Source organism: Arthrobacter sp. ISL-5 (assembly GCF_018613835.1).
Lineage (GTDB): Bacteria > Actinomycetota > Actinomycetes > Actinomycetales > Micrococcaceae > Arthrobacter.
On sequence record NZ_JAGGPM010000029.1, the window covers coordinates 228229 to 250687 of the forward strand.

Below are 22459 nucleotides of genomic sequence, written 5' to 3' on the forward strand. Positions count from 1 at the left end.
CTCCTTCGGTGGACCGGTTCAGTAGAGTTTTTCGGTGTTGCCGTCGACCGCCAGCGCCTGGCCGTTGACATTGCGTGCCATATCGCTGGCGGCAAATGCGGCCATGTTGGCGATGTCCTCGGCTTCGATCAGCCGGCCCAGCGAAGACTGGCTGTGATACAGCGCGGACACCTCGTCCTCGGGCAGCTCCAGCATCCGCGCCTTCGCTGCGATGACGGCGTCGATCCTGGGGCCGTTGACTGCGCCGGGGCAGATCGCGTTGACGCGGATCTTGTCCGGGCCCAGTTCGATCGCGAGGGTCTTGGTCAGCCCCACGACGGCCCACTTCGACGCCGAGTAGGCACTGCGCCCCGCCATTCCCAGCCTGCCGGCCGCGGAGGAGAGGTTCACGATCGAGGCGTCCCTTCCCTGCCGCAGCATTGGCAGGGCGTGCTTGATGCAGAAGAACTGGCCGTGGATGTTGACGTCGAAGGTCGCTTTCCAGGCCGCCGCATCGAGCGTCTCGAGCGGGCCGGTGGGACCTGCGATGCCGGCGTTGTTGACCAGCACGTCCAGGCCGCCGAGTTCCTCGCTGACCGTGTTCATGAGGTGGCGGACCTGGTCCTCGTCGGAGACGTCGCTGACGCCGGCGGCCAGGCCGTTGACGCGGGCCTTCTCGACGGCGTCGGCGTCGATGTCAGTGACGAAGACGGTGGCGCCCAGGTCCCGGAACTTATTGGCGATGGCCATGCCGATGCCGTTGGCCCCGGCCGTGACCAGGACCCTTTTTGCGGTGAAGTCCATGAGTTTTCCTTGCCTGAGTGGTTCGGTTGAGTCAGTGCGCTGCGGGGACGGCCTGCGGCTTCTCCGTGCCTCGCTTGAGCATCAGGGACAGCAGCGCCCCCACCGTGCACATGGCCACGATGAACCACAGGCCGGAGAGCTTGGAGCCTGTGGCGTCCTGCATGAAGCCCATGACGTACGGGCCGAGGAAGCCACCGAACAGGCCGATGGTGTTGACGAACGCGATGCCTCCGGCGAGGGCGGCGCCGCTGAGGCGGGTGGCCGGGTAGGTGAAGAGGATGGGCTGCAGGGCGAAGAAGTTGAATGCGGCGAGGCAGAAGCCGATCATGCCGAGCACCGGGCCGCCGACGGCGCCGATGGCGAATCCGGCGATGATGCCGATCATCGTGCCGGTGACCAGGAGTCGTGAGCGCCTGCCGTCGGTGGCGAAGCGGGGCACCAGCAGGGCGCCGGCGGCGGAGAAGATCCACGGGATGGCCGTCAGCAGGCCGATCTGGATCGGGCTGAGCTTGCCGTAGGTGCCGATGATGGAGGGCAGGAAGTAGGACAGTGCGTAGACGGCGATCTGGTGCGTGAAGTAGACGCCGACCACGAGGAGGATCTGCTTGTCCTTGAGTACGTCACGGAGGCGGTGGTTTCCGGAGGCTTCCGCGCCGGCTCTCTCTTCTGCAGCGATGCGGGCTTCGAGGTCGGTGGCTTCCTCCGCGGTGAGGAACGTGGCCTTCGTGGGCCGGTCCGGGAGTTTCTTCCAGACCACGTAGGCGAGGACGCAGGCGGGCAGGCCTTCAATGATGAACATCCACTGCCAGCCGTGCAGTCCGGCGAAACCGTCCATGGTCAGCAGGAGTCCGCCCAGCGGGGCGCCGACGATGTTGGCGATGGACACGCCCAGTAGGAACATGCCGTTGGCCTTGGCCCGGTCCCTGACCACAAACCACTGCGTCAGGAAGTACATGACGCCGGGGAAGAGCCCGGCCTCCGCGACGCCGAGCAGCATGCGCATGATGTAAAAGGACCATTCGCCCTGGACGAAGGCCATGCCGGCCGAAATGATGCCCCAAGTGATCATGATCCGCATGATCCAGAAGCGGGCGCCGACCTTGTGCATGATCAGGTTGGACGGGATCTCGGAGAGGGCGTAGGTCAGGAAGAACAGTCCGGCGCCGATCCCGTAGGCGGTGGCGGAAAGTCCGAGGTCGATTTCCAGGCGGTCCTTGGCCATGCCGATATTCGTGCGGTCCAGGAATGCCATGATGTAGGCGCCGATTAGCAGCGGCATGACTCTGCGGAGAATCACGCGGTTGATTTCCTGCGGCGTGCGCATCTTCGTTGGTGCGGATACAGCTGACATGGGTCTTCGTCCTTGAATTGGGGCCCTGCGTGGAGTGTCCAGAGCGGAAAAGTTCCGCGCGGTGGGCTTTTGTGGGCATGGCGGGATAGGGCGGCGAGGGTACTGGCACCGGCGGGTCCTTCGATGGGCCGCTGGTCATGAGGTGGAATAGGCCTGGTTTGTAGAGGAACTGGCCTGGTTTTGTAGCGGAGCTGGTTGGCTTGCGGGGATCAGGTATCCGGCGGGTTGCAGCCACACGTCTTCCCCAGATGCAGCCGATGCGGGCAGATCAGGGAACTGTAGGTGTTGGTTGGTGCATCGATACGCTTCAGCAGCATGGCGAAGGCCTCTTGAGCCATCTCCTGCTGCGGCTGGACGATGCTGGTCAGGTTGATGAGGCCGGACCGGCTGTGCGGGAGGCCGTCACACCCTGCCACGGCGACGTCGTCCGGAATTCGAAGGCCCCGGGCCAACGCATATTCCATGACTCCGATCGCCAACTCGTCGCTCCCGCAGACCACCGCCCGCGGAGGCCGCTCCGATGAGAAGAGCCGCTCGGCAGCGAGCTGACCCCCTTCATTGTTGACTCGGGTGCTGATCCTGCGTTCGCCGGCGATGGTGATGCCGGCAGCGGCGGCGGTGCGCACGAAAGCCTGTTCCCTCGCGAGCGAGGCGGTGGAAAACCGTGGTCCGATCACCGTGGCGATGTCCGCGTAGCCATGTTCCAGCATGTGCTCCATCAGCAGAGTCGCCGCGGCGTCATCGTCGATTCCTACGAAGTCGCTCTGAAGGAATTCGGCGCGCCGGGACAGGCAGACGTACGGGATCCGCGCCGAGCGAAGGGTGCGCAGGGCGGTTGAGTCCTCCCTGAGCGCCGCCGCGAGGATGATCCCGTCCACGTTGCGGGTGGCCAGGGTGGCCGTCACCTGGGCCAGGACTGCGGGATCATCCTGGGTGGTGGCGACAAAAACGTCATAGCCCGAGTCCGCCGCTGCCGTGATGATGCTCTGGGCCCACCGCGGAAACATCGGGTTGATGATGTTGGGGAGGATCAGGCCGATGACCCGCGTCCGCTGGGGATCCGCGGTCTGGGTGGACTTACGGGGCCTGAAGCCCAGCTCGTTGGCGACGCCGATGATGTGACGCCTGGTTTCCGTGGAGACGCCGCCCTTGCCGTTGAGAACATAGGACACCGCTGCAGCGGAAACACCCGCGGCCCTCGCGACTGCCGCTGCCGATACAGGGGACGGACGGGTCACCACAGCTTCGTTGCCGCTGGGCTGTTTCATGACCGTTCCTTCCCTGCAATCCGGGTTGATGTGACCTCAGTTACGTTAGTTGCGGGTAAAACCCTTAAGCAACGTTAAGTTTTCCCCGAGAACACAGCGCCCCCGCACTTCCCGACGGAGCGCACCGCCGCGTTAGGCTGGGCCTACGGCTGAAGACGTCCGGCCACTGCACCGTCACCCCGGGAGTAGCCCTTTGACTGTCGACCAAGCCCCCAGCGATTCCTCCGCCACGGCCGCCAGCGCGCCAAGTCCCGCCGCCAACACCACAGACCCCGACGGCGACCTCCGCCAGATCGCGGCCGGCGCCTTGGGCCTCGACCGCCTCCGGGACGGCCAGCTCGCCGGAATGCGCGCCCTTGTCACCGGCCGGGACGTCCTCGCCGTGATGCCCACCGGCTATGGAAAGTCGGCCATCTACCAGGTGGCCGCACTGCACCTCCACCGTGCGCATCGCCTGCACCGCACGCTTGCCGGCCACGGCGAAAGTCCGGATGCCCCGGCGGCCGGTCCCGCCGTCGTCGTTTCCCCGCTCATCGCGCTGCAGGAGGACCAGCTGGACGGACTGCTGGAAGACCTCGGCGGGGAAGCCGCCGTCGCCATCAACTCCGGGCGCAGCGATTCCGACGTTGATGCCGCCTGGGAAGCCGCGGAACGGGGCGACGCGGCCTTCATCTTCCTCGCGCCCGAGCAGCTGGCCAAGGCCGAAACCGCGGAGCGGCTCGCCGCCCTGAACGTCTCGCTGTTCGTGGTGGACGAGGCCCACTGCGTGTCCTCGTGGGGGCACGACTTCCGCCCTGACTATCTCCGGCTCGGCGAGGTCCGCCAAAATCTCGGCAATCCGCCCGTCGCCGCGCTGACCGCCACCGCATCTCCCCCGGTGCGCGACGAGATCCAGCGGCGCCTGAAGATGAAGGACCCGCTGGTGCTGGTCCACGGCTTCGACCGCCCCAACATCCGGCTCGAGGTGGTCCGCCACCTCCAGGACAGCGACAAGCGCCGCGCCGTGCTGGATCAGGTGGCAAACCTCAAGGGCCCGGGCCTCCTCTACGCCGCCACCCGCAAGGACACCGAAACCTACGCCGCCGAGCTGGCCGGGCGCGGCCTGCGCGCCGAGGCGTACCACGCCGGCCGGAAGCAGGGCGAGCGGGACCGGGTCCACGAGCAGTTCCTCGACGACGAACTCGACGTCGTGGTGGCCACCACCGCGTTTGGCATGGGCATCGACAAACCCAACGTCCGTTTCGTGATCCATGCGGACATCCCGGAGTCCCTGGACAGCTACTACCAGGAGATAGGCCGCTCCGGCCGCGACGGCGAACCGGCCGCCGCCGTCCTGCACTACCGGCCCGAGGACCTGGGCCTGCGCAAGTTCTTCGGGACGCACGCGCCGGACGAGGAATCGCTGCTGGCTGTCCTTCAGGTGCTGCGCGCGGCCGACGCACCACTCACGCAGAGGGCCCTCGCCGAGCAGACCGGACTCTCCGCCCGTCGCCTCACCGGCCTGCTGAACCAACTGCAGGAGACCCGTGCCGTGAAGGCGGGCAAGCGCGGCATCCGGCTCGACGCCGGCGCCAAACTGCCCAAGGTGGTGGAACACGCCGTCGAACTGGCCGAAGCGCGCCAGCGCGTGGACCGTTCCCGCATCGAGATGGCGCGCGGCTACGCCGAGACGGACGGCTGCCGGCGCCAGTTCCTGCTGGGCTACTTCGGCGAGGACCTTCCCGAGCCGTGCGGAAACTGCGATACCTGCGCGGACGGCTCCGCTTACGAGGAGGACTACGACGACGGCGCCGCGGCCGCCGCGGGCGGGGAACCTTTCCCGCTCCAGGCCGCCGTTGTGCACAAGGAATGGGGGCCCGGCCTGGTGATGCGGCACGAGGAAGACGTGATCACAGTGCTGTTCGAGCAGGAGGGTTACAAGACGCTGTCCCGGCAGGCCGTCACGGAGGGAAAGCTCCTCACGCTGGCAAGGTGACGGGCCGGACCGGTTGGGTGGCTGGCCGGGCCGGTTTCGCACCCCCAACTGGGTAGCAGCACACACCGTTCTCAGCCCTGGGAACGGCGTGTGCTGCTACCTACTTGGGCCGCAACCCGCGCCGTAACCTGTTGACAGCAAGACGTGACGCGTGCCATATTTGCGGCATGAACCTGTTGGACAGCTGGACAGTTGGACAAGCCAAAGTGATACGGGTCGGCGCAGCCGAAGCCGTGTTCGCATCCCTTCGAAACGCCATAGAAGGCGGCAAGATTCCGGTCGGCGCACGGCTGGATTCGGAGGCATCGCTGGCCCAGCTGTACGGAGTGAGCCGATCGATGGTCCGGGAAGCACTGAAGTCGTGCAATGCGCTCGGCCTGACGGCTACATTCACCGGCAAAGGCACCTTCGTCATCGCCGACCGGGTTGCCCCTGACCTGAAGCTCGGAAAATACTCTGCCCGTGACCTGGTGGAGGCGCGCCCCCACATTGAAGTACCCGCCGCTGCCCTTGCCGCCGAACGCCGGACTGGCGAGGATGTGGAGGCACTTCGGGACATTCTCGAGGCCATGTCGGATGAAGATGATCTCCAGCAGTGGATCCTCCTCAACGCCGAATTTCACGCCACCATTGCCCGGTGCAGCGGCAACGAGGTATTTGTCGGCGTTCTGACGGACATCCGCGAGGCCATGGCTGACCAGTCGAACACCCTGAACCTGGTAGCTGACCGCCGGAAGGATTCCGACCGCGAGCACGCCCGCATTTTCGCTGCCATCGAGCGCGGGTCCGCCCAAGAAGCGTCCAGGGCCATGACACGGCACCTGCACGGTGTGGAGTGTGCGCTGGGCAGCATCGTCCCCGGAGGCGAAGGCTGACCGAGCACCTGCCCCGTCCCGAATCTATCCCCGTTACTTAGTCGCTGCAGGCGGTCGCCTCCGTGCTGCCTGCCCCCGCGGCCGCGGCCGCCGCCGCCGCCGCCGTCGCCACGCCCAATCACCCTGCAATACAGAACTTCTATGTCCTTTCCTGGGCCGCGCCCCAATTCGGCCTGCCGCAAAACCCTGATTTCCCGTCCAAACCCATCAACGAAGCCCCGTGAGGACCCCCATGACCACCATCCTGAACCCCCACCTGTGCTACGCCACCGCCACCGGCCGGGGCGCGAAACTCAGCTAATATCCACCGCCGCTGGTTGAGCCTGCCGAAACAGGCTCGACCGGCCACCACCACGACCCCGCCCGTCAGGGAGCAGAGGGCACGCCGCCGTGCCCAAATACCCTGACCGACTTACGGAGACAACGGAACTCAATGAGGAGGTCCGTTCCAGCACCGGGCCATCATCCCGGCCCCTACCCAAGGATTGATCATGAAAAACAAATCAACGATGTGGATTCTGGCAGCGCTTCTGTTCGGGATCATCAGTGGGCTGGTGTGCCACTGGCTGCTCGCCGCAGACGCCCGCGAATCCCTCGTGGCGGTGCTCGACACCGTGACGCACATGTTCCTGAACCTCATCAAGATGATCATCGCCCCGCTGATCTTCGCCACCCTCGTCTCCGGCATCGCAGGAGCGGCCAAGTCCGCCGGCGTGGGGAAGCTCTTCGGCCGCTCGATGATCTGGTTCCTTTCCGCCTCCGTCCTGGTGGGCGCCTTCGGATTCATCACCGCGCACGTGCTCAACGTCGGCGACGGCCTGAACCTGGTCCCGGGCGGTGACGCGGGGATGGAAACAAAGCCCCTCGATTACGCGGAATTCATCACCCACATCATCCCCACCAGCGTCTTCGCGGCCCTGACGGCCAACAACCCGCTCCAGATCCTGGTGTTCGGCGCGCTCTTCGGCATCGCCCTGCTGAACCTTCGGAAGAAGGGCCACTCCTCCATCGCGAATGCAATCGACGAGCTGATGGGCGTCATGCTCAAGGTCACCGGGTACGTGATGCTGGCAGCACCCATTGGCGTTTTCGCGGGCATCGCATCGGCCTTCACGGCCGAGGGCCTGGACGCGTTCGCCACCTACGCTTCTTTCATCGGCGGCTTCTACGTCTCCCTCTCGGCGCTGTGGGTCCTCATGATCGCCGTCGCCGTTGGCTTCCTCGGAAAGGCCGCCTTCCGACTGGTCCGGATCGTGCGCGAACCCATGGTCATCGCGTTCGCCACCTCCAGCAGCGAAGCAGCCCTGCCCAAGCTCATTGAGGGCCTTACCAGGTTCGGCATCGAGAAACGCACCACCGGCTTCGTATTGCCCTTGGGCTACTCCTTCAACGTCGACGGTTCCATGATGTACATGACCTTCGCATCGGTCTTCCTCATCAATGCGTACGGCATTGACATGGACCTCGGGCAGCAGATTGCAATGACCGCAATGCTTCTGCTCAGCAGCAAAGGCATGGCCGGAGTGCCGCGCGGTTCGCTCGTCGTCGTTGCCGCCGTCGTCCCGGCCTTCGGCATCCCTGCAGCAGGTATTGGCGTCCTGCTCGTGATCGATCAGCTCCTGGACATGGGACGCACGGCAACCAACATCCTGGGAAATGCCATCGCCACCGCAGTCATCGGCCGAAGCCACGATAAAGCCGCTCCCCGCGAGGAGCCTCTCCCGGCGCACGACGGGCAAGAGGCCAGAGAGCTGGAAACTGCGACGCGCTGACCGAGTCACACGCGCACGTGAGGCGGCTCCTGCCCAGGGTGCGCTAACACAAGCAAAACAGCGGGCTCCCGGCCCCCGGCTGAAAGGCAGTTGAATTGCCAGATGTACTGAACGTCCCGTACCGCAGGGCAACAATTCAATCGGATAATCGCCGCCCCAAATTACGACGCAGCCAGGTCAGATCGCGGATCGTCGAATACCTGGCACGCAACGGGGCGAGCAAAGTATCCGATATCAGCAGCGCCGTTGGCTCCTCCAGGGACACCGTCCGGTACCACCTCGCAGCGCTCGAGGGCGCGTCGATGGTCCGGTCCAATATTTCCCCCGGGATGAGGGCCAGTTGCACCCCCTTCTATTCCCTCACCGCCGTCGGCGCTCCCCCAAAGTAGCGCGCAGCCCAACTAGGTAGCAGTACACGCTGTTCTCAGCGCTGAAAACGGCGTGAGCTGCTACGTAGTTGGGGAGTCTGGGTCCTGAGCCGAGGCCCGAAGCCGGAACCCGGAGTCCGCAGCCGAGGCCCGGAATCTGGGGTCCGCATCCGCAACCAGAACCCGAAACCCGTTGACATGTGACCAAATGGTCACCTATTCTGGGCTTGTGGACGCCGTATTCAAGGCTCTCGCCGACCCCATCCGCCGGGAACTGCTGGACGAGCTTTTCCGGGAGGACGGCCAGACGCTCACTGCCCTGGAAGCGCGGTTCGAGATCACCCGCTTCGGGGTCATGAAGCACCTCAAGCTGCTCGAAGAGGCGGGCCTCGTGGTGACCCGCCGTCGCGGGCGCGAGAAGCTGCACTTCCTGAATCCGGTGCCCATCAGGCTCGTCCACGACCGCTGGGTGAGCAAATATGCACAACCATGGGCCGCTGCGCTAAGCGACCTCAAAACCAGATTGGAAAGTCCCATGGAAAAGATTTTCGAGATCTACATCAAGACCACCCCGGAACGGCTCTGGGAGGCCATCACGGACAGCGAGATCCGCAGCAAGTACCAGTTCGGGATGCGCATCAGCTCGGATTGGACGCCGGGGTCCCGGTTCGAGATGGCGCCCGAGGGAGGGGACCTTCTCGGTGATGGCGAGAACGTCGAGGTCGAACCTCCGCGGCGGCTGGTGCAGACCATGCGCGCCCTCTGGGGCGACGACGTCAAGGCCGAGGGCACCTCGCGGATCACGTGGGAGATTGAACCGGTGGGCGATTCCTGCCACCTGACCGTCACGCACGATCAGCTCCGCGAAGGCGCCAACGAACAGCTCTACGGCGGCTGGCCGATGATCCTCTCCGGCCTGAAGACCTGGCTCGAAACAGGCCAGAAACTCACCACGCCGGGCTCCCTCATGTACGCCTGACGCCGGGGCGCAGCCGGGGCGCCGCCGGAGGGCGGACTAGGCGCGCGGACCTGGCGCGCGCAGCCGGCAGTCACAGCTGCTCAGAAACTGCGGGTTGCGGCGCGCCAGACCGACCTGGGTAGGGTTGATTCCAAGCCCCGGCGTGCGTTCCACATGGGAGAGTTGCCTGGCCGGACTCTCCGGCGCGCCCCTCACCGCTCAGGAAAGAGGCAGCATGGAAGTTCCCCTTATGGTCTGGACTGCGACAATCGCAGGAATTCTGGCCCTCCTGGCCTTCGACTTCTTCTTCCATGTGCGGAAGGCACACACGCCGTCGCTGAAGGAATCCGCCGCGTGGTCCGCCATCTACGTCGGCATAGCCCTGCTGTTCGGCCTGGGCGTCTGGAGCTTCGGCGGCAACACGATGGGAACCGAATACTTCGCCGGGTATGTCACCGAGAAGGCGCTGTCCGTGGACAACCTCTTCGTCTTCCTGATCATCATGGCCAGCTTCAAGGTGCCCCGCAAAGACCAGCAAAAAGTGCTCCTGTTCGGCATCGTCTTTTCGCTGATCGCCCGGACCGGTTTCATCTTCCTCGGCGCGGCGCTCATCAACAGCTTTGCCTGGGTCTTCTACATTTTCGGGCTGATCCTGCTCATCACCGCCGGCAACCTGCTCAAGCCCGACTCCCACGACGAGGAGAGCGAAGGCGTGGTGGTGCGGCTCGCCAAGAAGTTCCTGCCGGCGTCGGAACAGTACGACGGCGACAAGCTCTTCACCAAGGTGGACGGCAACCGCGTCCTCACCCCGATGCTCCTGGTCATGGTGGCGATCGGCGGCACGGACATCCTGTTCGCGCTCGACTCCATCCCCGCCATCTTCGGCCTGACGCAGAACGTCTTCATCGTCTTCACCGCCACGGCGTTCTCACTCATGGGCCTGCGGCAGCTGTTCTTCCTCATCGACGAACTGCTGGACCGCCTGATCTTCCTGTCCTACGGCCTTGCCGCCATCCTCGGCTTCATCGGCGTCAAGCTCATCCTGCACGCCCTGCACGAGAACAACCTGCCGTTCGTCAATGACGGCGAACCCGTCAACGTCGTTGAAATCAGCACCGGAACTTCGCTTGCCGTGATCCTCGGCGTCCTGACCGTCACCGTCCTTGCCTCCATCTTCAGTCCCAAGGGCAAGGCCAAGAACATGGTGTCCGGAGCCAAACGGCATGCCACGGAGTACGTTGACCTCAACTACGAAACGGACATCAAGGAGCGGGAGCGCATCTTCGACAAGATGGTCCGCGAGGAGCAGGAACTCAAGAAGCTCCCGGAGAAGTACAAGAGGCTCATCCGCAACGAAACCGCGGTCATGGACCTGATCCGAAAGGCGCACGCCGAGCACGACCAGGCACTGGAGCGGGCCGGAGAGAAGTAGTCAGCTCCGGGCCGTAAGCTGCTGCAGCAGCCGGAACCCGTGCCGGTCCACGGAGGCAGCCGTTGCGGACAGGACGACGACGGCGGCGCCCGCCTCGCGGTCCAGGCCGAACCACGAGCGGAACCCGCCGGTGCCGCCGTTGTGCCAGGTAACCGCTCGGCCCTTCACATCCAGCGTCACCCAGGCGGCGCCGATGCGCGCGGCCGGACCGGCGACGTTCGCCACCGGGTCCAGGACGGCCAGGCCCGGTGCTGAGCCGTCAAGAAGAGCCTGGGCCAGCCGTGCCATCTCCGTGATGGAGGCCCGGATGCCGCCGGCCGGAGCCAGTGCCTCTCCGGTCCACGGTTCCATGACCCTCCCCCCAGCGGCTCCGCCCGGGACCGCCCGCGGACCCAATTCATCGGGGGCGGCCGGCGCGTACACCGAACCCAGACCCAGCGGAACGGACAGCCGGTTCCGGAGAAGGTCGCGAAAGCTCATTCCGGCCCCTGACGCAATGGCATGGCCCAGCAGTTCGAAGCCAAGGTTTGAATACCGGGGCCTTGGATACCCCCAGCGTGGCATCCGGGCCCACCTCACCCCGGCCGCACGCGTCAACGTAGAGAAGCCCGGTGATCCCCTTCGATACCGACCCGATTTCGAAGTCCGCGTCCAGGGATGCACCCAGGCTCGCCACGGTCGCTATCCCGGCGTTAACGGCGGCGGCCGCCGCCACTGGATGGCGGCGGCCAAGACCGCTTCGCAACTTTTCTGCCAGTCCGGCGTCCCCGTGCATGTCAGTCAGGCGCATGTCAGTCACGACATGTCACCACGGGCACTCAGGACGCGCGGCGTATGCACGCAGGGTTAGTGCCTCTTCAGGAAGTGGCGGATTCTTTCGCCGATTCCGCTGGCGCCTGTGTGGGCGGCGCGTCCCGAGACATTCGGCCGGGCCACGCCCGTGTGTCCTCCGGCGGCACCTCCCGCCCGTCCCTTCAGACGTTCTGCGGCATGCCTGATCTTGTTGCCCAAGTTCATGGTGAACTCCTCCGTTCAGTGTCCGTCTATCCAGCATTCGACCGTCGGTAGTCCGGTCGTTCCCGACTCTACGCGCGTCCGTGGCCCACGACTACGGAATTTCTGAGTTCGTTGACCTTGGCCTAAATCCCGAGGGCCGACGCCTGCCGCGCGAGCTCCGTGATCTGCTGCCAGTTCCCGGACTCAACAGCCGCACGCGGAGTGAGCCAGCTGCCGCCGACGCACTGCACGTTCGTCAGGCTGAGGTAGTCCGGCGCGGTGGCCAGGCTGATGCCTCCGGTGGGGCAGAACTGGACGTGCGGGATGGGTGCCCCGATGGCCGCTAGGTAAGCCGGGCCGCCGGCGGGGCCGGCCGGGAAAAACTTCATGGCCTCGAGCCCGCTTTCCAGGACCGCCATCACCTCGCCCACCGTCGCCACGCCGGGCAGCACCGGAATGTCCAGGCTGAGCATGTGCCCCAGCAGGGCGGGCGTCACGCCCGGGCTGACCAGGAACTGGGCACCGGCCGCGACCGCGGCGTCCGCCTGGCCCGGCGTGAGGATGGTGCCCGCTCCCACGAGGATGTCCGGAACTTCGTTGGCGATGAGCTTCAGCGAGGTGAGGGCGCTGTCCGTCCGCAGGGTGAGCTCGATGATCCGGATGCCGCCGTCGGCCAGTGCCCGGGCCACGGGAACCGCGTGCTGCGGATCGTCGATGGTCACCACCGGAATGACCGGGGAAACGTGCAGAACGCTGGTGGCGTCAGCCATGGTTGATCTCTTTTCTCAGGCCGTCCAGCCCGTGCGTGTCGATAATGCCGTACCAGTGCGTGAGGAGGCCGGCGAAAACAGCGTTCGCCGCCAGTTCGCCGTCGAAAATGCTGCGGCAGCCAAGGAGCGCCGGGACCACCGCCGCGGCCGTGCGAGACGCGGGCAGTGCCGCGTGGAGTTCAGCCGCAAGGGGATCGTCCAGCTGTGCCGCCGGCGTGGTGGCCACGTGGCGCATCCAGGCAGCAACGGCGAGCGCGGCCCACCGTGGTTCGCGGCCGGCGTCGAGATTTCCGCGGACGGTGCTCAGCAGCCGCAGCCCGATCTTCTGCGAGCCGTCGCTGCCCACCTTCGCCGTGGTGTGGCCCAGCGCGGGATTCGCGAACCGGCTGAGCACCTGCGCGCAGTACTCATCCCCGTCCAGTCCCTCCGGGAGGCTGATGGTGGGCAGCGCGTCCTCGTGCATCATGCGCCGGCAGGCCGTGAGGAAGGCGTCCTCGCCCACGGCGTCGCTGATGGTCGTCTTGCCCGCAGCCAGGCCCAGGTAGGCAAGCATGGAATGGCTCGCGTTGAGCAGTCGCAGCTTGGCCGCCTCCCACGCCGCGACGTCCGTGCTGAACAGTGCCCCGGCGTCCTCCCACCGCGGGCGGCGGGACGCAAAGTTGTCCTCGATGACCCACTGCAGGAACGGCTCGGCCACCACGGCGGCCTCGTCCCGGAGCCCCAGTTCGCGTTCGACGGCGTCCAGGTCGCCGGCCGTCGTGGCCGGCACCATCCGGTCCACCATCGTGTTGGGGAACGTGACGTTCGCTTCGAGCCAGGCCAGCAGCGGCTCCGCCTCGGCCGCAGGGAGCTCTGCGGCAAAGGCGCGAACGAGCTTGCCTGTCAGCTCCCCGTTGCCGGGAAGGTTGTCGCACGAGACCACGGTGAGGGGCCCGGCGTCGGCCCGGGCGCGCTGCTGGAGCCCGCGGGCGATCTGTCCGATGGCCGTCTGCGGAGGCTGCCCCGCGAGGTCGGCCCGGACCTGTTCGTCGGCGGTGTTGAGGGTTCCGGTGTGGGGATCGATCCGGTACCCCTTCTCCGTGATGGTGAGCGTGATGACCGACGTCGACGGGTCGGCGATCCGGTCCACCACCGCTCCCGGGTTGTCCCTTCCGGAGATGGCCTCCACGATGCTCGAAACCACGCGGAGCGGCGCGGCACCGCTCCCCCTCTCGGTCACGGTGAACAGCCCGTCCTGCGGCGCCAGCTGGCGCGCCACCGTATCCGAACGCTGGGTGATCCCGGCGATCCCCCAATTGAGATCGCCGGAGGCCAGCATCGCGTTTTCGGTGAACACGGCCGTGTGGGCGCGGGCAAAGGCGCCCAGGCCAAGGTGCACAATGCCGGGCCGCAGCTTTTCCCGCGGCAGCAGTCCCTGATGGCTTCCGCTGGCAGCCAGCGAAGCGGAGCTTAGGCGTGCGATGACAGCTCTCCTTCGGGGGTCCGCAGGGCATGGGTCCGGGTCTGTTCAAAGGTGGGGATGAAGCCGGTCCCGCCCTTGCCGCCGACCACGAGCGATGCCGCAGCCGCGCCGTACCGGGCGGCGTCCGGGAGGCCGTCGCCCAGCACCATCCGGGCGGTCAGGGTGCCCACGAAGGCATCGCCCGCGCCCGTCTGGTCCACGACCGACGGCGCCGGAATCGCGTCGACCCAGGAAGAGTCGTGCTCGCTCTCAAGCTGGATTCCCTCCGCCCCGCAGGTCACGGCGACGTTCGCAGCACCGAGGCTGCGGAGCTTGGCCGCCGCCTCCTTCGGCGAGGCGCAGCCGAGGAGTGCTGACGTTTCGCCCGGAAAGGACGGAGTGACCAGGAAGGTCCGCGGCGCCAGTTCGGCGAGGACCGCCGTCGCCTCCTCCACGGAGGTGAGCCGGGGGCGGAAGTTGGGATCGAAAACGAAGCGGCCAGCCGAGGCCGCAGCCTTGAGGACGGCAGCCCGCGACGACGCGGAAATGGCGCAGGCGATCCCGCCGGCAATGACGGCCCCCGCCGCCGAAACCACGGCCGGATCAACGTCATCCGGGCCGAGCGTGGAACCGACGCTGCTGGAGCGGGCGTAGGAAAACTCCCGCTGCCCGTCCGGATCGCAGTGCACCAGGTAGACGCCCTGCTGGCCGGTCCTGAACGTCAGCAGTTCATCGGAAATGCCGAGTTCCCGGATCCTGGCGGCGATCGCCTGGCCGAGGTCGTCGTCGGTCAGCACGGCCAGCAGCCCCGTGCGGGCTCCGGCCGCCGCAGCGGCCGCCGCGACGTTCAGCGCGTCGCCCGAGATGCCCAGCTGGGCGGGAACGCCATGGCCGAAAGCCACGTCCGTGGCCACCTCAACGAGGATCTCCCCCATCACGACGACGTCGAACGGCCGGTTCTCTTGCACGGAATCGCCCGCGTCGAATATCGAGGCGCTCACCAGTCGTGCACCGACCCGTCGAGCCGGCGGTTGATGGGCAGGTATTTCGGGTCGAACGGGAAGGCGGCAGCCGCCTCCTCGTTGAACTCGACGCCGATGCCCGGGGCGTCACCGGGGTGCATGTAGCCGTCGGTGAACGTGTAGGACGTCTTGAAGACCTCACCCGCAGGATCCCGGTGGCCCATGTACTCCTGAACGCCGAAGTTCGGAATGCTCATGTCCACGTGCAGGGCCGCCGCGAAGGACACCGGCGAAAGGTCGCCGGCGCCGTGCGAGCCGGACCGGACGCCGTACAGGTCCGCGAGCGAGAAGATCCGGCGCAGGTGCGTGATGCCGCCGGCGTGCGAAACGGACGTGCGGATGTAGTCGATCAGGCGTTCGGTGATCAGCTGCTGGCAGTCCCAGATCGAGTTGAACACCTCGCCCACGGCGATGGGCGTGGTGGTGTGCTGGCGGATCAGGCGGAACGCCGACTGGTCCTCGGCCGGCGTCGGATCCTCGATCCAGAACGGCCGGTACTGCTCCAGCGAGGCGCCCAGCCGGCCGGCCTCGATCGGCGTCAGCCGGTGGTGCACGTCGTGCAGGACGTGCACGCCGTAGCCGAACTCCTCGCGTACGTGCGCCATCATCTTGGGCGCGAAGTCCAGGTAGGACGTGGTTTCCCACATGTCCTCCTGCGGGACGTTCCCGCTGGCCGGCTCATAGGTCTTGCCGTCCACCGGCGCGATCCCGTAGGTCTTTTCCAGCCCCGGCACGGCAGCCTGCGCCCGGATGGCCTTGTACCCGAGGTCCAGGTGGTGTTGGAAATCGGCGCTGAGGTCCTCCAGCGTTGAGCCGCTGGCGTGCCCGTAAACCATGACGCCCTCACGGGCCGCCCCGCCCAGGAGTTCGTAGACCGGCATGCCGGCCACCTTGCCCTTGATGTCCCAAAGCGCGACGTCGATCGCGGCGATCGCGGTCATGGTCACCGGCCCGCGGCGCCAGTAGGCGCCCTTGTAGAAGTACTGCCAGGCGTCCTCTATGCGGCGGGCGTCGCGGCCGATCAGCAGCGGGCACAGGTGCTCGGAGAGGTAGGACGCCACGGCCAGTTCGCGGCCGTTGAGCGTGGCGTCGCCGATGCCGGTCACGCCGTCCTCGGTTTCAATAACGAGCGTGACGTAATTCCGTCCTGGCGACGAAACCACTACCCGTGCGTCGGTGATCTTCACTGGTTGGTCCTTCGGATGTTCGTGGGAAATATGCAAGTAGGTCGCAGCAGGTGTCGTTTTGAGCCCTCAAAACGACACCTACTGCTACTCAGTTGGGCTGAGGCGGAGCATGACCTTGCTGCTGCCGGAGGTTGGATCGGCCGAGACGCGCATGGCTTCCTCGGCCTGGTCGATGCCGAACTTGTGGGTGATGACCGGGGAGACGTCCAGGCCGTCGGCCATGGCGCGGAGGGCGTCGCCGATCTCGTCCACGAACCGGTAGGAGCCGATCCAGGTGATCTCCCGCGTCACCAGGTCACCCAGCGCCGCGGGAGCCGGGGTGCCGGGCAGGTTGCCCACCTGCACCAGGGTCCCGCCGCGGGCGGTGGCCCGGAGGACGCCGCCCAGCACTGCCGGGATGCCGGTGGCTTCGAACACCAGCTCCATGTCCTGCGGCAGCGCGCCGCCGCCGGAGACATTCAGGACCTCGTCGGCACCCATGGCTTTGGCGATCCGCAGCGATGCGTCGTTGATGTCCGTGGCGATGACGGTCCTCGCGCCGGCGTACTTGGCCGCCGCGATCACCAGCGAGCCGATGGGCCCGGCACCGTTGACCAGGATGTCCCGGCCGGCAAGCGAACCCGCCCGGCTGACGGCGTGCATGGCGACGGCGAGCGGTTCCGCGAGCGCCCCGTGCAGCGTGTCCACGCCGTCGGGCAGCGGGCGGATCTGCGAAGCCCTGGCGAGCTTCCGCTCGCTGAATCCGCCGTCAGTGTGCGGATCGAAGGCCGCCGAGCCGAAGTACCTGATCTGCGGGTACAGGTTGGTCCTGCCCTTGAGGCGGTCCGGCATGATCCCGTCCCCCACCAGTTCCGCAGGGTGCACCGTAACCGGCTGCCCGACGTCGAGGTTTTCGACGCCGGCGCCCAACTGGGCGATCCGGCCGGCCACCTCGTGGCCGAGGACCAGCGGCGCCTTCAGCGCCGCCGTCCCCGAGGCGCCGTGGCGCCAGTACGAAAGGTCAGAGCCGCAGATGCCGCCCCATTCGACGTCGAGCACCACCTCCCCCGACCCGGCTACGGGCTCGGGGCGGTCGTCGATGCGGAGGTCGTTGGCTCCGTGGACTACGACGGCTTTCATACCGCGTCTTCCAGGCGGACCATGTCGCGGCCGCGGACCTCGGGACCGACGGCGGCGGAGACCAGCGTGATGAGCGAGTAGCCCACCAGCATCGCGGCCAGCGGCCACCAGTGTCCGGTCACGGCCGTGAGCGTGGCGGCCAGCAGCGGGCCGATAGCGGTGGCGAGGATGCCGCCGATCTCCTTGGCCAGGGCCAGCTGGGTGAAGCGGGTGCGCGCTCCGAAGAACTCGGCCATGGTGACGCTTTCCATGGCGAAGAGGCTCAGCACGCCGAGGTTCAGGCCGACGACGATGGCAACGGTGATCAACGTGGTGTTGCCGCTGGTGACCATGAGCATCATGGGAATGGAGAACAGGGCGGTGAGTGTGCTCAGGGCCAGGTAGAGGGGCCTGCGGCCGAAGCGGTCACCCAGGAGGCCCATGATGGGGATGGTGATGAAGCCCAGCAGCGAGCCGTAGACGATTGCCGTGGTGCCGACCGACTTGTCGACCAGCAGGACGGTTGCCAGGTAGCCGATGAGGAAGGTCTGGATGAGCCCGGAGTTGCCGGCCTGGCCGAAGCGGAGGCCAAGGGCGATCAGGAAGGCCTTGCCCTTGCGCTGGTGCAGCGCGGCTTCGATGGTGCTGGTTCCGGCGAGGTCGGGAACCGCGGGGGTGGCAGGCTTGGCGGTGTCCTGCTGGGCGAGCTCCTGCTTGGCGATGTCCTGCTTGGCGATCTCTGCCTTGGACAGCGCCACGCCGTCCAGGACGTCTGCACGCTGCTCGAAGACCGGGCTTTCCTTGAGGGAGCGGCGGATCCAGACTGCGAAGATCATCAGCACGAAGCTGGCAAGGAACGGGATGCGCCAGCCCCAGCTGAGCAGCTGGTCCTCGGGGAGCACGCTGACCAGGATGGCCCAGAGGGCGGAGGCCGCGAGGGTTCCGGAGTTGGTGCCGAGGCAGACGAGCGAGGAGATCAGGCCGCGCCGGCGGACAGGAGCGTATTCCGCGAGCATCACCGTGGCGCCGGCGATTTCCGCGCCGGCTCCGAAGCCCTGGATCAGGCGCAGCGCCACCAGCAGGATCGGGGCCCAGATGCCGATCATTGCGTAGGTGGGCAGGACACCGATGAGGGTGGTGGACGCGCCCATGAGGGCGATGGTGATGAACAGGACCTTCTTGCGGCCGATCCTGTCGCCCATGCGGCCGAAGTAGACGGCGCCCACGAGGCGGGCAACATAGCCGACGCCGTAAGTCGCCATCGCGGCGATGAGGCCGATGACGGGGCTCACGTCGGGGAAGAAGATCTTGTTGAAGACGATGGCCGCGGCCAGGGAGTAGAGCTGGAAATCCATGAATTCCATGGCCGTTCCCAGCCAGCCGGACACGGCGACCTTGGCGAGGTCTCGGGTGGTCCTGGATTCCCGCTTGGTGGTAGTGGGCGGTGCGATGCTCTCGGTCATCTGTTGCTCCTTTGCAGGCGATGAAAAAGGAAGGTGGGGAGAGTTCTGCGGTGCGAAGGTGGCCGCCATCCTGGGTAGCGCATGAGACTGCGTTCCGGCGGCCTTCTTGCTACCATACAAGCACTACCATTCTAGTTTGTCAACGATGGCTAGACTGGATACATGACAATCGGCAAACCCGAAAAAGGACAGTCACCGCGGCTCTCGGTGCGCGACCAGACCTTGGAGACCCTCCGGCGTCGGATCATTTCCCTGCAGCTCCCGCCGGGCGAGCCGCTGTCCGAAAACGAGCTTGCCCAGGAACTCGGCGTCAGCAGGACGCCGGTGCGCGAAAGCCTCATTCTGTTGCGGGAAGAGGGCCTGGTCCAGGTCTTTCCGCAGATCGGGTCGTTTGTTTCCCTGGTGGACCTGGGGCGCGTGTCTGAGGCGCAGTTTGTCCGCGAGGCCATCGAATGCGCGTCCCTCGCGGACGTGGTGCTCGATGCGTCCGGGATAGCCGGCCTGCGGGATATCCTCGCGAGCCAGCGCGCCGCCGAGGCCAAGGGTGACGTCGAGGAGTTTTTCCGGCTGGACGAAGACTTCCACCGCGAACTCCTTCGGCTGGCGGGGCACGAATCTGCCTGGACCGCCGTGAATTCAGCTAAAGCGCACCTGGACCGCGCCCGGCGATTGAGCCTGATTGATACGCGGCCCGTCTCCACCCTGATTGAACAGCACACGGCAGTGGTGGACGCGTTGGAAGCCAACGACCTTGCGGACGCGGACAGCTCCCTCCGCGTCCACCTCCGCGGCGTGTTCGAGGACGTCAAACGCATTCAGGCGTCGTCGCCTGACCTGTTCTCGGACGGCACGGCGTCCCGCCCTGTCCGGCGGAGCATCGCGCGGCTTTCCTGAGGGGCTGCCACTCCTGGTGGCGCTATTCCTGCTTGACCCTATTCCTGCCCGACCCTTTTCATGCCTGCTTGACCAGCGCTGCATCGATATCGATCTTGACTTTGTCGCTGACCAGGAAGCCGCCGGTCTCCAGCGCGGCGTTCCACGTCAGGCCGAACTCCTTGCGGCTGATCTCTGCCTCCGCGGAGCAACCGGCCCGGGTGGCACCGAACGGATCCACGGCCACCCCGGTGAACTCGACTTCAAGTTCCACGGGCTTGGTGACGCCTCGGATGGTGAGGTCCCCCATCACTGTGTAGTCCTCGCCGTCACCCTCAATGCTCGTGGCCCGGAACGTCATCTCGGGAAACTGCTCAACGTCAAAGAAGTCGGCTCCGCGCACGTGGGCATCGCGGTTGGCGTCCCCCGAGTCGAAGCTGGCAGTCTTGACCGTGCCGTGCAGCGATGACGCCGCCAGCGAGTTGCCCACGTGGGCCTCGGCGGCAGCCTCGGTAAACCGCCCACGGACTTTGCTGATCCCGGCGTGCCGAACGGTAAAACCGATCTCGCTGTGGGACGTATCGAGGGTCCACGTGCCGGGAGTCAACCCTGCAGGAAGAGTCATGTCCGTATCTCCTTAAAGACGAAAAACCAGCCGAATGGTGCGATTTCAACACTTGTTCTGCACGGTGGCGAAGTCAAGGATCAACATAAGACTGGGGCCCCGCAGGGCACTGCGCAGGTCCCCGCACGGCACCGCGCAGGCTCCCGCAACCGGCCGTGGACCGCCCCTAAAGCGGCCGCAGGCCTCCAAACTCTTAGCCAATTTTCAGGAAACGTCCGTAGCCTTATTTATGGGTCCACCGCGATCCCCCATCCGTGATGGTCCTGCCGCTAGGAGCAGCCCCGTATTGCCATTAGGCAGTGCGGGGCTCTCTGTTTCCTGGACATTCGGTGTGGACATTCGGTGTTAGGGGCGGCAGCCCGGCGTGCGGACCGCCGCCCCCATCTATCCTTCGGGCTCCCTCCTCAGCTCAGGTAGCCGTTGGGGTTCAGGACGTACTTGGTGGCCGCACCGGCGTCGAACTCGGCGTAGCCCTTGGGAGCGTCGTCCAAGAGGATCGGCTTCGCGTTGACGTTCTTGGCGATGTGCACGCGGTCGTGCAGGATGGCCATCATCAGTTTCCGGTTGTACTTCATCACCGGGCACTGCCCCGTAGTGAAGCTCAGCGACTTCGCCCAGCCCGTACCGAGGCTCAGGCTCAGCGACCCCTTCTTCGCGGCCTCGTCAATGCCGCCCGGGTCACCCGTCACGTAGAGGCCGGGAATGCCCAGCGCGCCGCCGGCAGCAGTGATGTCCATCAGAGAGTTCAGCACCGTGGCCGGGGCTTCCTTCGCACCCTGGCCGTGGCCCTTCGCCTCGAAGCCCACTGCGTCCACGGCGGAGTCCACCTCGGGAACTCCCAGGATCTGCTCGATCTGGTCCACCGGGCCGCCCTTAGTCAGGTCGACGGTTTCGCAGCCGAAGCTGCGGGCCTGCGCCAGCCGGTCGCTGTTCAGGTCGCCCACAATCACGACGGCGGCACCCAGCAGATGTGCGCTGGTCGCCGCTGCGAGTCCAACAGGACCCGCGCCGGCGATGTACACCGTGGAGCCCACGCCCACGTTTGCGCTTACTGCCCCGTGATACCCGGTGGGGAAGATGTCCGACAGCATGGCCAGGTCCAGGATCTTCTCCATGGCCTGGTCCTTGTCCGGGAATTTGAGCAGGTTCCAGTCGGCGTACGGGACCAGCACGTAGTTGGCCTGGCCGCCCACCCAGCCGCCCATGTCCACGTATCCGTACGCGCTGCCCGGGCGGTCCGGGTTCACGTTGAGGCAGACGCCGGTCTTGCGTTCCTTGCAGTTCCGGCAGCGGCCGCAGGCGATGTTGAACGGCACCGAACAGATATCGCCCACCTTGATGAATTCAACGCCCGGCCCCACTTCCACAACCTCACCGGTGATCTCGTGGCCCAGGACCAGATCCGGCGGAGCGGTAGTCCGGCCGCGCACCATGTGCTGGTCCGAGCCGCAGATGTTGGTGGCCACCGTCTTCAGAATTGCGCCGTGGGGAACCTGGCGCCCCACGTTGGCCGGATTGACGCCCGGCCCGTCCTTTAGTTCGAAACTTGGATAGTCAATGTCAATGACTTCCACCTTGCCGGGTGCCTTGTAGGCAACGGCTTTGTTCCCTTCCATCTTTTCCTCCTGGCGTCACGGACCCTCCCCAATGAAGGGTCGGCGGTGAAACATGAGCGATCTGATGCGCCCTCCCGGGCAGGTCCCGGCGGCAGGCTGGACGCCGTCGTCAGTGCCTGGACAATGGAGGGATGAGGCCAGTCTAGGACTCCTCCGGAGGTGAGGTCTACCGAATAAATACGCAACACAATTGGGTCTTTTTGATTGCGCCGCACAGGCCTACGTTGGAACCAGCGCGTCGCCCATTCCGGGCGGCCTCAATCGCGGAGGAACTCCATGAGCACGCACGTCGCAGACTGCAGCGTCACCAACTGCTCCTTCAACGACCACACCCATTGCAATGCCGAGGCCATCACGGTTGGCGGCACCACCGACCACGCGTCCTGCGCCACTTTCATTGACACGGGCATTCACGGCGGCCTGCCGAAGGTCCTGGCCAATGTCGGGGCCTGCCAGCGCTCGGAGTGCGTCCACAACGACCACCTGATGTGCAACGCCCCGGAAGTCCACGTGGGTCCGGGTCCTGACAACGCCGACTGCCTCACCTACGCGCACACGTAACCAACTCCTGCACCTAAACAACGCG

The 22459-nt window shown here is 66.1% G+C and carries 22 protein-coding genes; 9 read left to right on the forward strand and 13 right to left on the reverse strand.

Going from position 1 to position 22459, the window contains the following annotated elements; translation table 11 throughout:
- Positions 1 to 18: 18 nt before the first annotated feature.
- The 3 genes from J7I89_RS16605 to J7I89_RS16615 form a co-directional block, all read right to left on the reverse strand.
- Positions 19 to 783: an SDR family oxidoreductase gene (locus J7I89_RS16605; RefSeq protein ID WP_214972630.1), complete on the reverse strand. Its 765-nt coding sequence runs from the start codon at positions 781 to 783 to the stop codon at positions 19 to 21.
- A 31-nt stretch (positions 784 to 814) separates the two neighbouring features.
- A complete protein-coding gene (locus tag J7I89_RS16610) occupies positions 815 to 2134 on the reverse strand; it encodes an MFS transporter (protein ID WP_251045428.1) in 1320 nt (439 codons plus the stop codon).
- Positions 2135 to 2343: 209 nt separating this feature from the next.
- The gene (locus J7I89_RS16615; RefSeq protein WP_214972638.1) at positions 2344 to 3402 is read right to left on the reverse strand and encodes a LacI family DNA-binding transcriptional regulator; all 1059 of its coding nucleotides are present in this window, start codon (positions 3400 to 3402) and stop codon (positions 2344 to 2346) included.
- 292 nt (positions 3403 to 3694) lie between these two features.
- Here J7I89_RS16615 and J7I89_RS16620 point away from each other — a divergent pair, with 292 nt between their 5' ends.
- The 7 genes from J7I89_RS16620 to J7I89_RS16650 all read left to right on the forward strand — a co-directional run bounded on the left by J7I89_RS16620 (position 3695) and on the right by J7I89_RS16650 (position 10782).
- On the forward strand, positions 3695 to 5377 hold the full coding sequence (locus J7I89_RS16620; RefSeq protein WP_308159946.1) for a RecQ family ATP-dependent DNA helicase: 1683 nt from the start codon (positions 3695 to 3697) through the stop codon (positions 5375 to 5377).
- Positions 5378 to 5544: 167 nt separating this feature from the next.
- Complete coding sequence (locus tag J7I89_RS16625) at positions 5545 to 6252, forward strand: FadR/GntR family transcriptional regulator (RefSeq protein ID WP_214972640.1); 708 nt, start codon at positions 5545 to 5547, stop codon at positions 6250 to 6252.
- Positions 6253 to 6314: 62 nt separating this feature from the next.
- On the forward strand, positions 6315 to 6476 hold the full coding sequence (locus J7I89_RS16630) for a hypothetical protein (protein ID WP_214972642.1): 162 nt from the start codon (positions 6315 to 6317) through the stop codon (positions 6474 to 6476).
- A 267-nt stretch (positions 6477 to 6743) separates the two neighbouring features.
- Positions 6744 to 8024 carry a dicarboxylate/amino acid:cation symporter gene (locus J7I89_RS16635; RefSeq protein ID WP_251045429.1) on the forward strand — a complete coding sequence of 427 codons (1281 nt, stop codon included), beginning with the start codon at positions 6744 to 6746 and terminating at the stop codon, positions 8022 to 8024.
- A gap of 95 nt (positions 8025 to 8119) precedes the next feature.
- The gene (locus tag J7I89_RS16640) at positions 8120 to 8413 is read left to right on the forward strand and encodes a winged helix-turn-helix domain-containing protein (RefSeq protein WP_214972644.1); all 294 of its coding nucleotides are present in this window, start codon (positions 8120 to 8122) and stop codon (positions 8411 to 8413) included.
- A gap of 208 nt (positions 8414 to 8621) precedes the next feature.
- Positions 8622 to 9371 carry an SRPBCC domain-containing protein gene (locus tag J7I89_RS16645; RefSeq protein ID WP_214972646.1) on the forward strand — a complete coding sequence of 250 codons (750 nt, stop codon included), beginning with the start codon at positions 8622 to 8624 and terminating at the stop codon, positions 9369 to 9371.
- 214 nt (positions 9372 to 9585) lie between these two features.
- On the forward strand, positions 9586 to 10782 hold the full coding sequence (locus tag J7I89_RS16650) for a TerC family protein (protein WP_214972648.1): 1197 nt from the start codon (positions 9586 to 9588) through the stop codon (positions 10780 to 10782).
- Here J7I89_RS16650 and J7I89_RS16655 read toward each other — a convergent pair whose 3' ends face one another.
- The 8 genes from J7I89_RS16655 to J7I89_RS16690 all read right to left on the reverse strand — a co-directional run bounded on the left by J7I89_RS16655 (position 10783) and on the right by J7I89_RS16690 (position 18759).
- The gene (locus J7I89_RS16655) at positions 10783 to 11346 is read right to left on the reverse strand and encodes a serine hydrolase (protein WP_214972650.1); all 564 of its coding nucleotides are present in this window, start codon (positions 11344 to 11346) and stop codon (positions 10783 to 10785) included.
- A gap of 282 nt (positions 11347 to 11628) precedes the next feature.
- Positions 11629 to 11799: a CsbD family protein gene (locus J7I89_RS16660; RefSeq protein ID WP_214972652.1), complete on the reverse strand. Its 171-nt coding sequence runs from the start codon at positions 11797 to 11799 to the stop codon at positions 11629 to 11631.
- A gap of 122 nt (positions 11800 to 11921) precedes the next feature.
- Complete coding sequence (eda, locus tag J7I89_RS16665) at positions 11922 to 12548, reverse strand: bifunctional 4-hydroxy-2-oxoglutarate aldolase/2-dehydro-3-deoxy-phosphogluconate aldolase (protein ID WP_214972654.1); 627 nt, start codon at positions 12546 to 12548, stop codon at positions 11922 to 11924.
- On the reverse strand, positions 12541 to 13926 hold the full coding sequence (locus J7I89_RS16670; protein ID WP_214972656.1) for a mannitol dehydrogenase family protein: 1386 nt from the start codon (positions 13924 to 13926) through the stop codon (positions 12541 to 12543). The genes eda and J7I89_RS16670 overlap by 8 nt, the downstream gene beginning before the upstream one ends.
- 71 nt (positions 13927 to 13997) lie before the next feature.
- Positions 13998 to 14924 (reverse strand): PfkB family carbohydrate kinase, encoded by a 927-nt coding sequence (locus J7I89_RS16675; protein WP_214972734.1) that lies wholly within the window; start codon positions 14922 to 14924, stop codon positions 13998 to 14000.
- Between the two features lie 62 nt (positions 14925 to 14986).
- On the reverse strand, positions 14987 to 16228 hold the full coding sequence (manD, locus tag J7I89_RS16680) for a D-mannonate dehydratase ManD (RefSeq protein ID WP_214972735.1): 1242 nt from the start codon (positions 16226 to 16228) through the stop codon (positions 14987 to 14989).
- A 54-nt stretch (positions 16229 to 16282) separates the two neighbouring features.
- Positions 16283 to 17317, reverse strand: coding sequence for an L-idonate 5-dehydrogenase (locus tag J7I89_RS16685; RefSeq protein WP_214972658.1), 1035 nt, complete (start codon positions 17315 to 17317; stop codon positions 16283 to 16285).
- Positions 17314 to 18759 (reverse strand): MFS transporter, encoded by a 1446-nt coding sequence (locus J7I89_RS16690; protein WP_214972660.1) that lies wholly within the window; start codon positions 18757 to 18759, stop codon positions 17314 to 17316. Before J7I89_RS16690 ends, J7I89_RS16685 begins: the two co-directional genes overlap by 4 nt.
- 162 nt (positions 18760 to 18921) lie before the next feature.
- On the opposite strand from J7I89_RS16690, the gene J7I89_RS16695 reads away from it, so the two are divergent.
- Positions 18922 to 19653: a GntR family transcriptional regulator gene (locus J7I89_RS16695; protein ID WP_214972661.1), complete on the forward strand. Its 732-nt coding sequence runs from the start codon at positions 18922 to 18924 to the stop codon at positions 19651 to 19653.
- Positions 19654 to 19711: 58 nt separating this feature from the next.
- On the opposite strand, the gene J7I89_RS16700 is transcribed toward J7I89_RS16695, so the two are convergent.
- Positions 19712 to 20257 (reverse strand): YceI family protein, encoded by a 546-nt coding sequence (locus J7I89_RS16700; protein ID WP_214972662.1) that lies wholly within the window; start codon positions 20255 to 20257, stop codon positions 19712 to 19714.
- Positions 20258 to 20661: 404 nt separating this feature from the next.
- Positions 20662 to 21873 carry a formaldehyde dehydrogenase, glutathione-independent gene (gene fdhA, locus J7I89_RS16705; protein ID WP_214972663.1) on the reverse strand — a complete coding sequence of 404 codons (1212 nt, stop codon included), beginning with the start codon at positions 21871 to 21873 and terminating at the stop codon, positions 20662 to 20664.
- A gap of 276 nt (positions 21874 to 22149) precedes the next feature.
- Here fdhA and J7I89_RS16710 point away from each other — a divergent pair, with 276 nt between their 5' ends.
- Positions 22150 to 22434 (forward strand): DUF1540 domain-containing protein, encoded by a 285-nt coding sequence (locus J7I89_RS16710; RefSeq protein WP_056633635.1) that lies wholly within the window; start codon positions 22150 to 22152, stop codon positions 22432 to 22434.
- The last annotated feature ends 25 nt before the right edge of the window (positions 22435 to 22459 follow it).

Bases quoted from the DNA above. Each gene is read 5' to 3' on its own strand.
- eda (WP_214972654.1), bottom strand. From the start codon at position 12,548: ATGGCTGACGCCACCAGCGTTCTGCACGTTTCCCCGGTCATTCCGGTG.
- J7I89_RS16685 (WP_214972658.1), bottom strand. From the start codon at position 17,317: ATGAAAGCCGTCGTAGTCCACGGAGCCAACGACCTCCGCATCGACGAC.
- J7I89_RS16690 (WP_214972660.1), bottom strand. From the start codon at position 18,759: ATGACCGAGAGCATCGCACCGCCCACTACCACCAAGCGGGAATCCAGG.
- J7I89_RS16635 (WP_251045429.1), top strand. From the start codon at position 6,744: ATGAAAAACAAATCAACGATGTGGATTCTGGCAGCGCTTCTGTTCGGG.
- J7I89_RS16650 (WP_214972648.1), top strand. From the start codon at position 9,586: ATGGAAGTTCCCCTTATGGTCTGGACTGCGACAATCGCAGGAATTCTG.
- J7I89_RS16675 (WP_214972734.1), bottom strand. From the start codon at position 14,924: ATGGGGGAGATCCTCGTTGAGGTGGCCACGGACGTGGCTTTCGGCCAT.
- J7I89_RS16660 (WP_214972652.1), bottom strand. From the start codon at position 11,799: ATGAACTTGGGCAACAAGATCAGGCATGCCGCAGAACGTCTGAAGGGA.
- fdhA (WP_214972663.1), bottom strand. From the start codon at position 21,873: ATGGAAGGGAACAAAGCCGTTGCCTACAAGGCACCCGGCAAGGTGGAA.
- J7I89_RS16605 (WP_214972630.1), bottom strand. From the start codon at position 783: ATGGACTTCACCGCAAAAAGGGTCCTGGTCACGGCCGGGGCCAACGGC.
- J7I89_RS16610 (WP_251045428.1), bottom strand. From the start codon at position 2,134: ATGTCAGCTGTATCCGCACCAACGAAGATGCGCACGCCGCAGGAAATC.
- J7I89_RS16625 (WP_214972640.1), top strand. From the start codon at position 5,545: ATGAACCTGTTGGACAGCTGGACAGTTGGACAAGCCAAAGTGATACGG.
- J7I89_RS16710 (WP_056633635.1), top strand. From the start codon at position 22,150: ATGAGCACGCACGTCGCAGACTGCAGCGTCACCAACTGCTCCTTCAAC.
- J7I89_RS16700 (WP_214972662.1), bottom strand. From the start codon at position 20,257: ATGACTCTTCCTGCAGGGTTGACTCCCGGCACGTGGACCCTCGATACG.
- J7I89_RS16615 (WP_214972638.1), bottom strand. From the start codon at position 3,402: ATGAAACAGCCCAGCGGCAACGAAGCTGTGGTGACCCGTCCGTCCCCT.
- J7I89_RS16695 (WP_214972661.1), top strand. From the start codon at position 18,922: ATGACAATCGGCAAACCCGAAAAAGGACAGTCACCGCGGCTCTCGGTG.
- J7I89_RS16655 (WP_214972650.1), bottom strand. From the start codon at position 11,346: ATGCCACGCTGGGGGTATCCAAGGCCCCGGTATTCAAACCTTGGCTTC.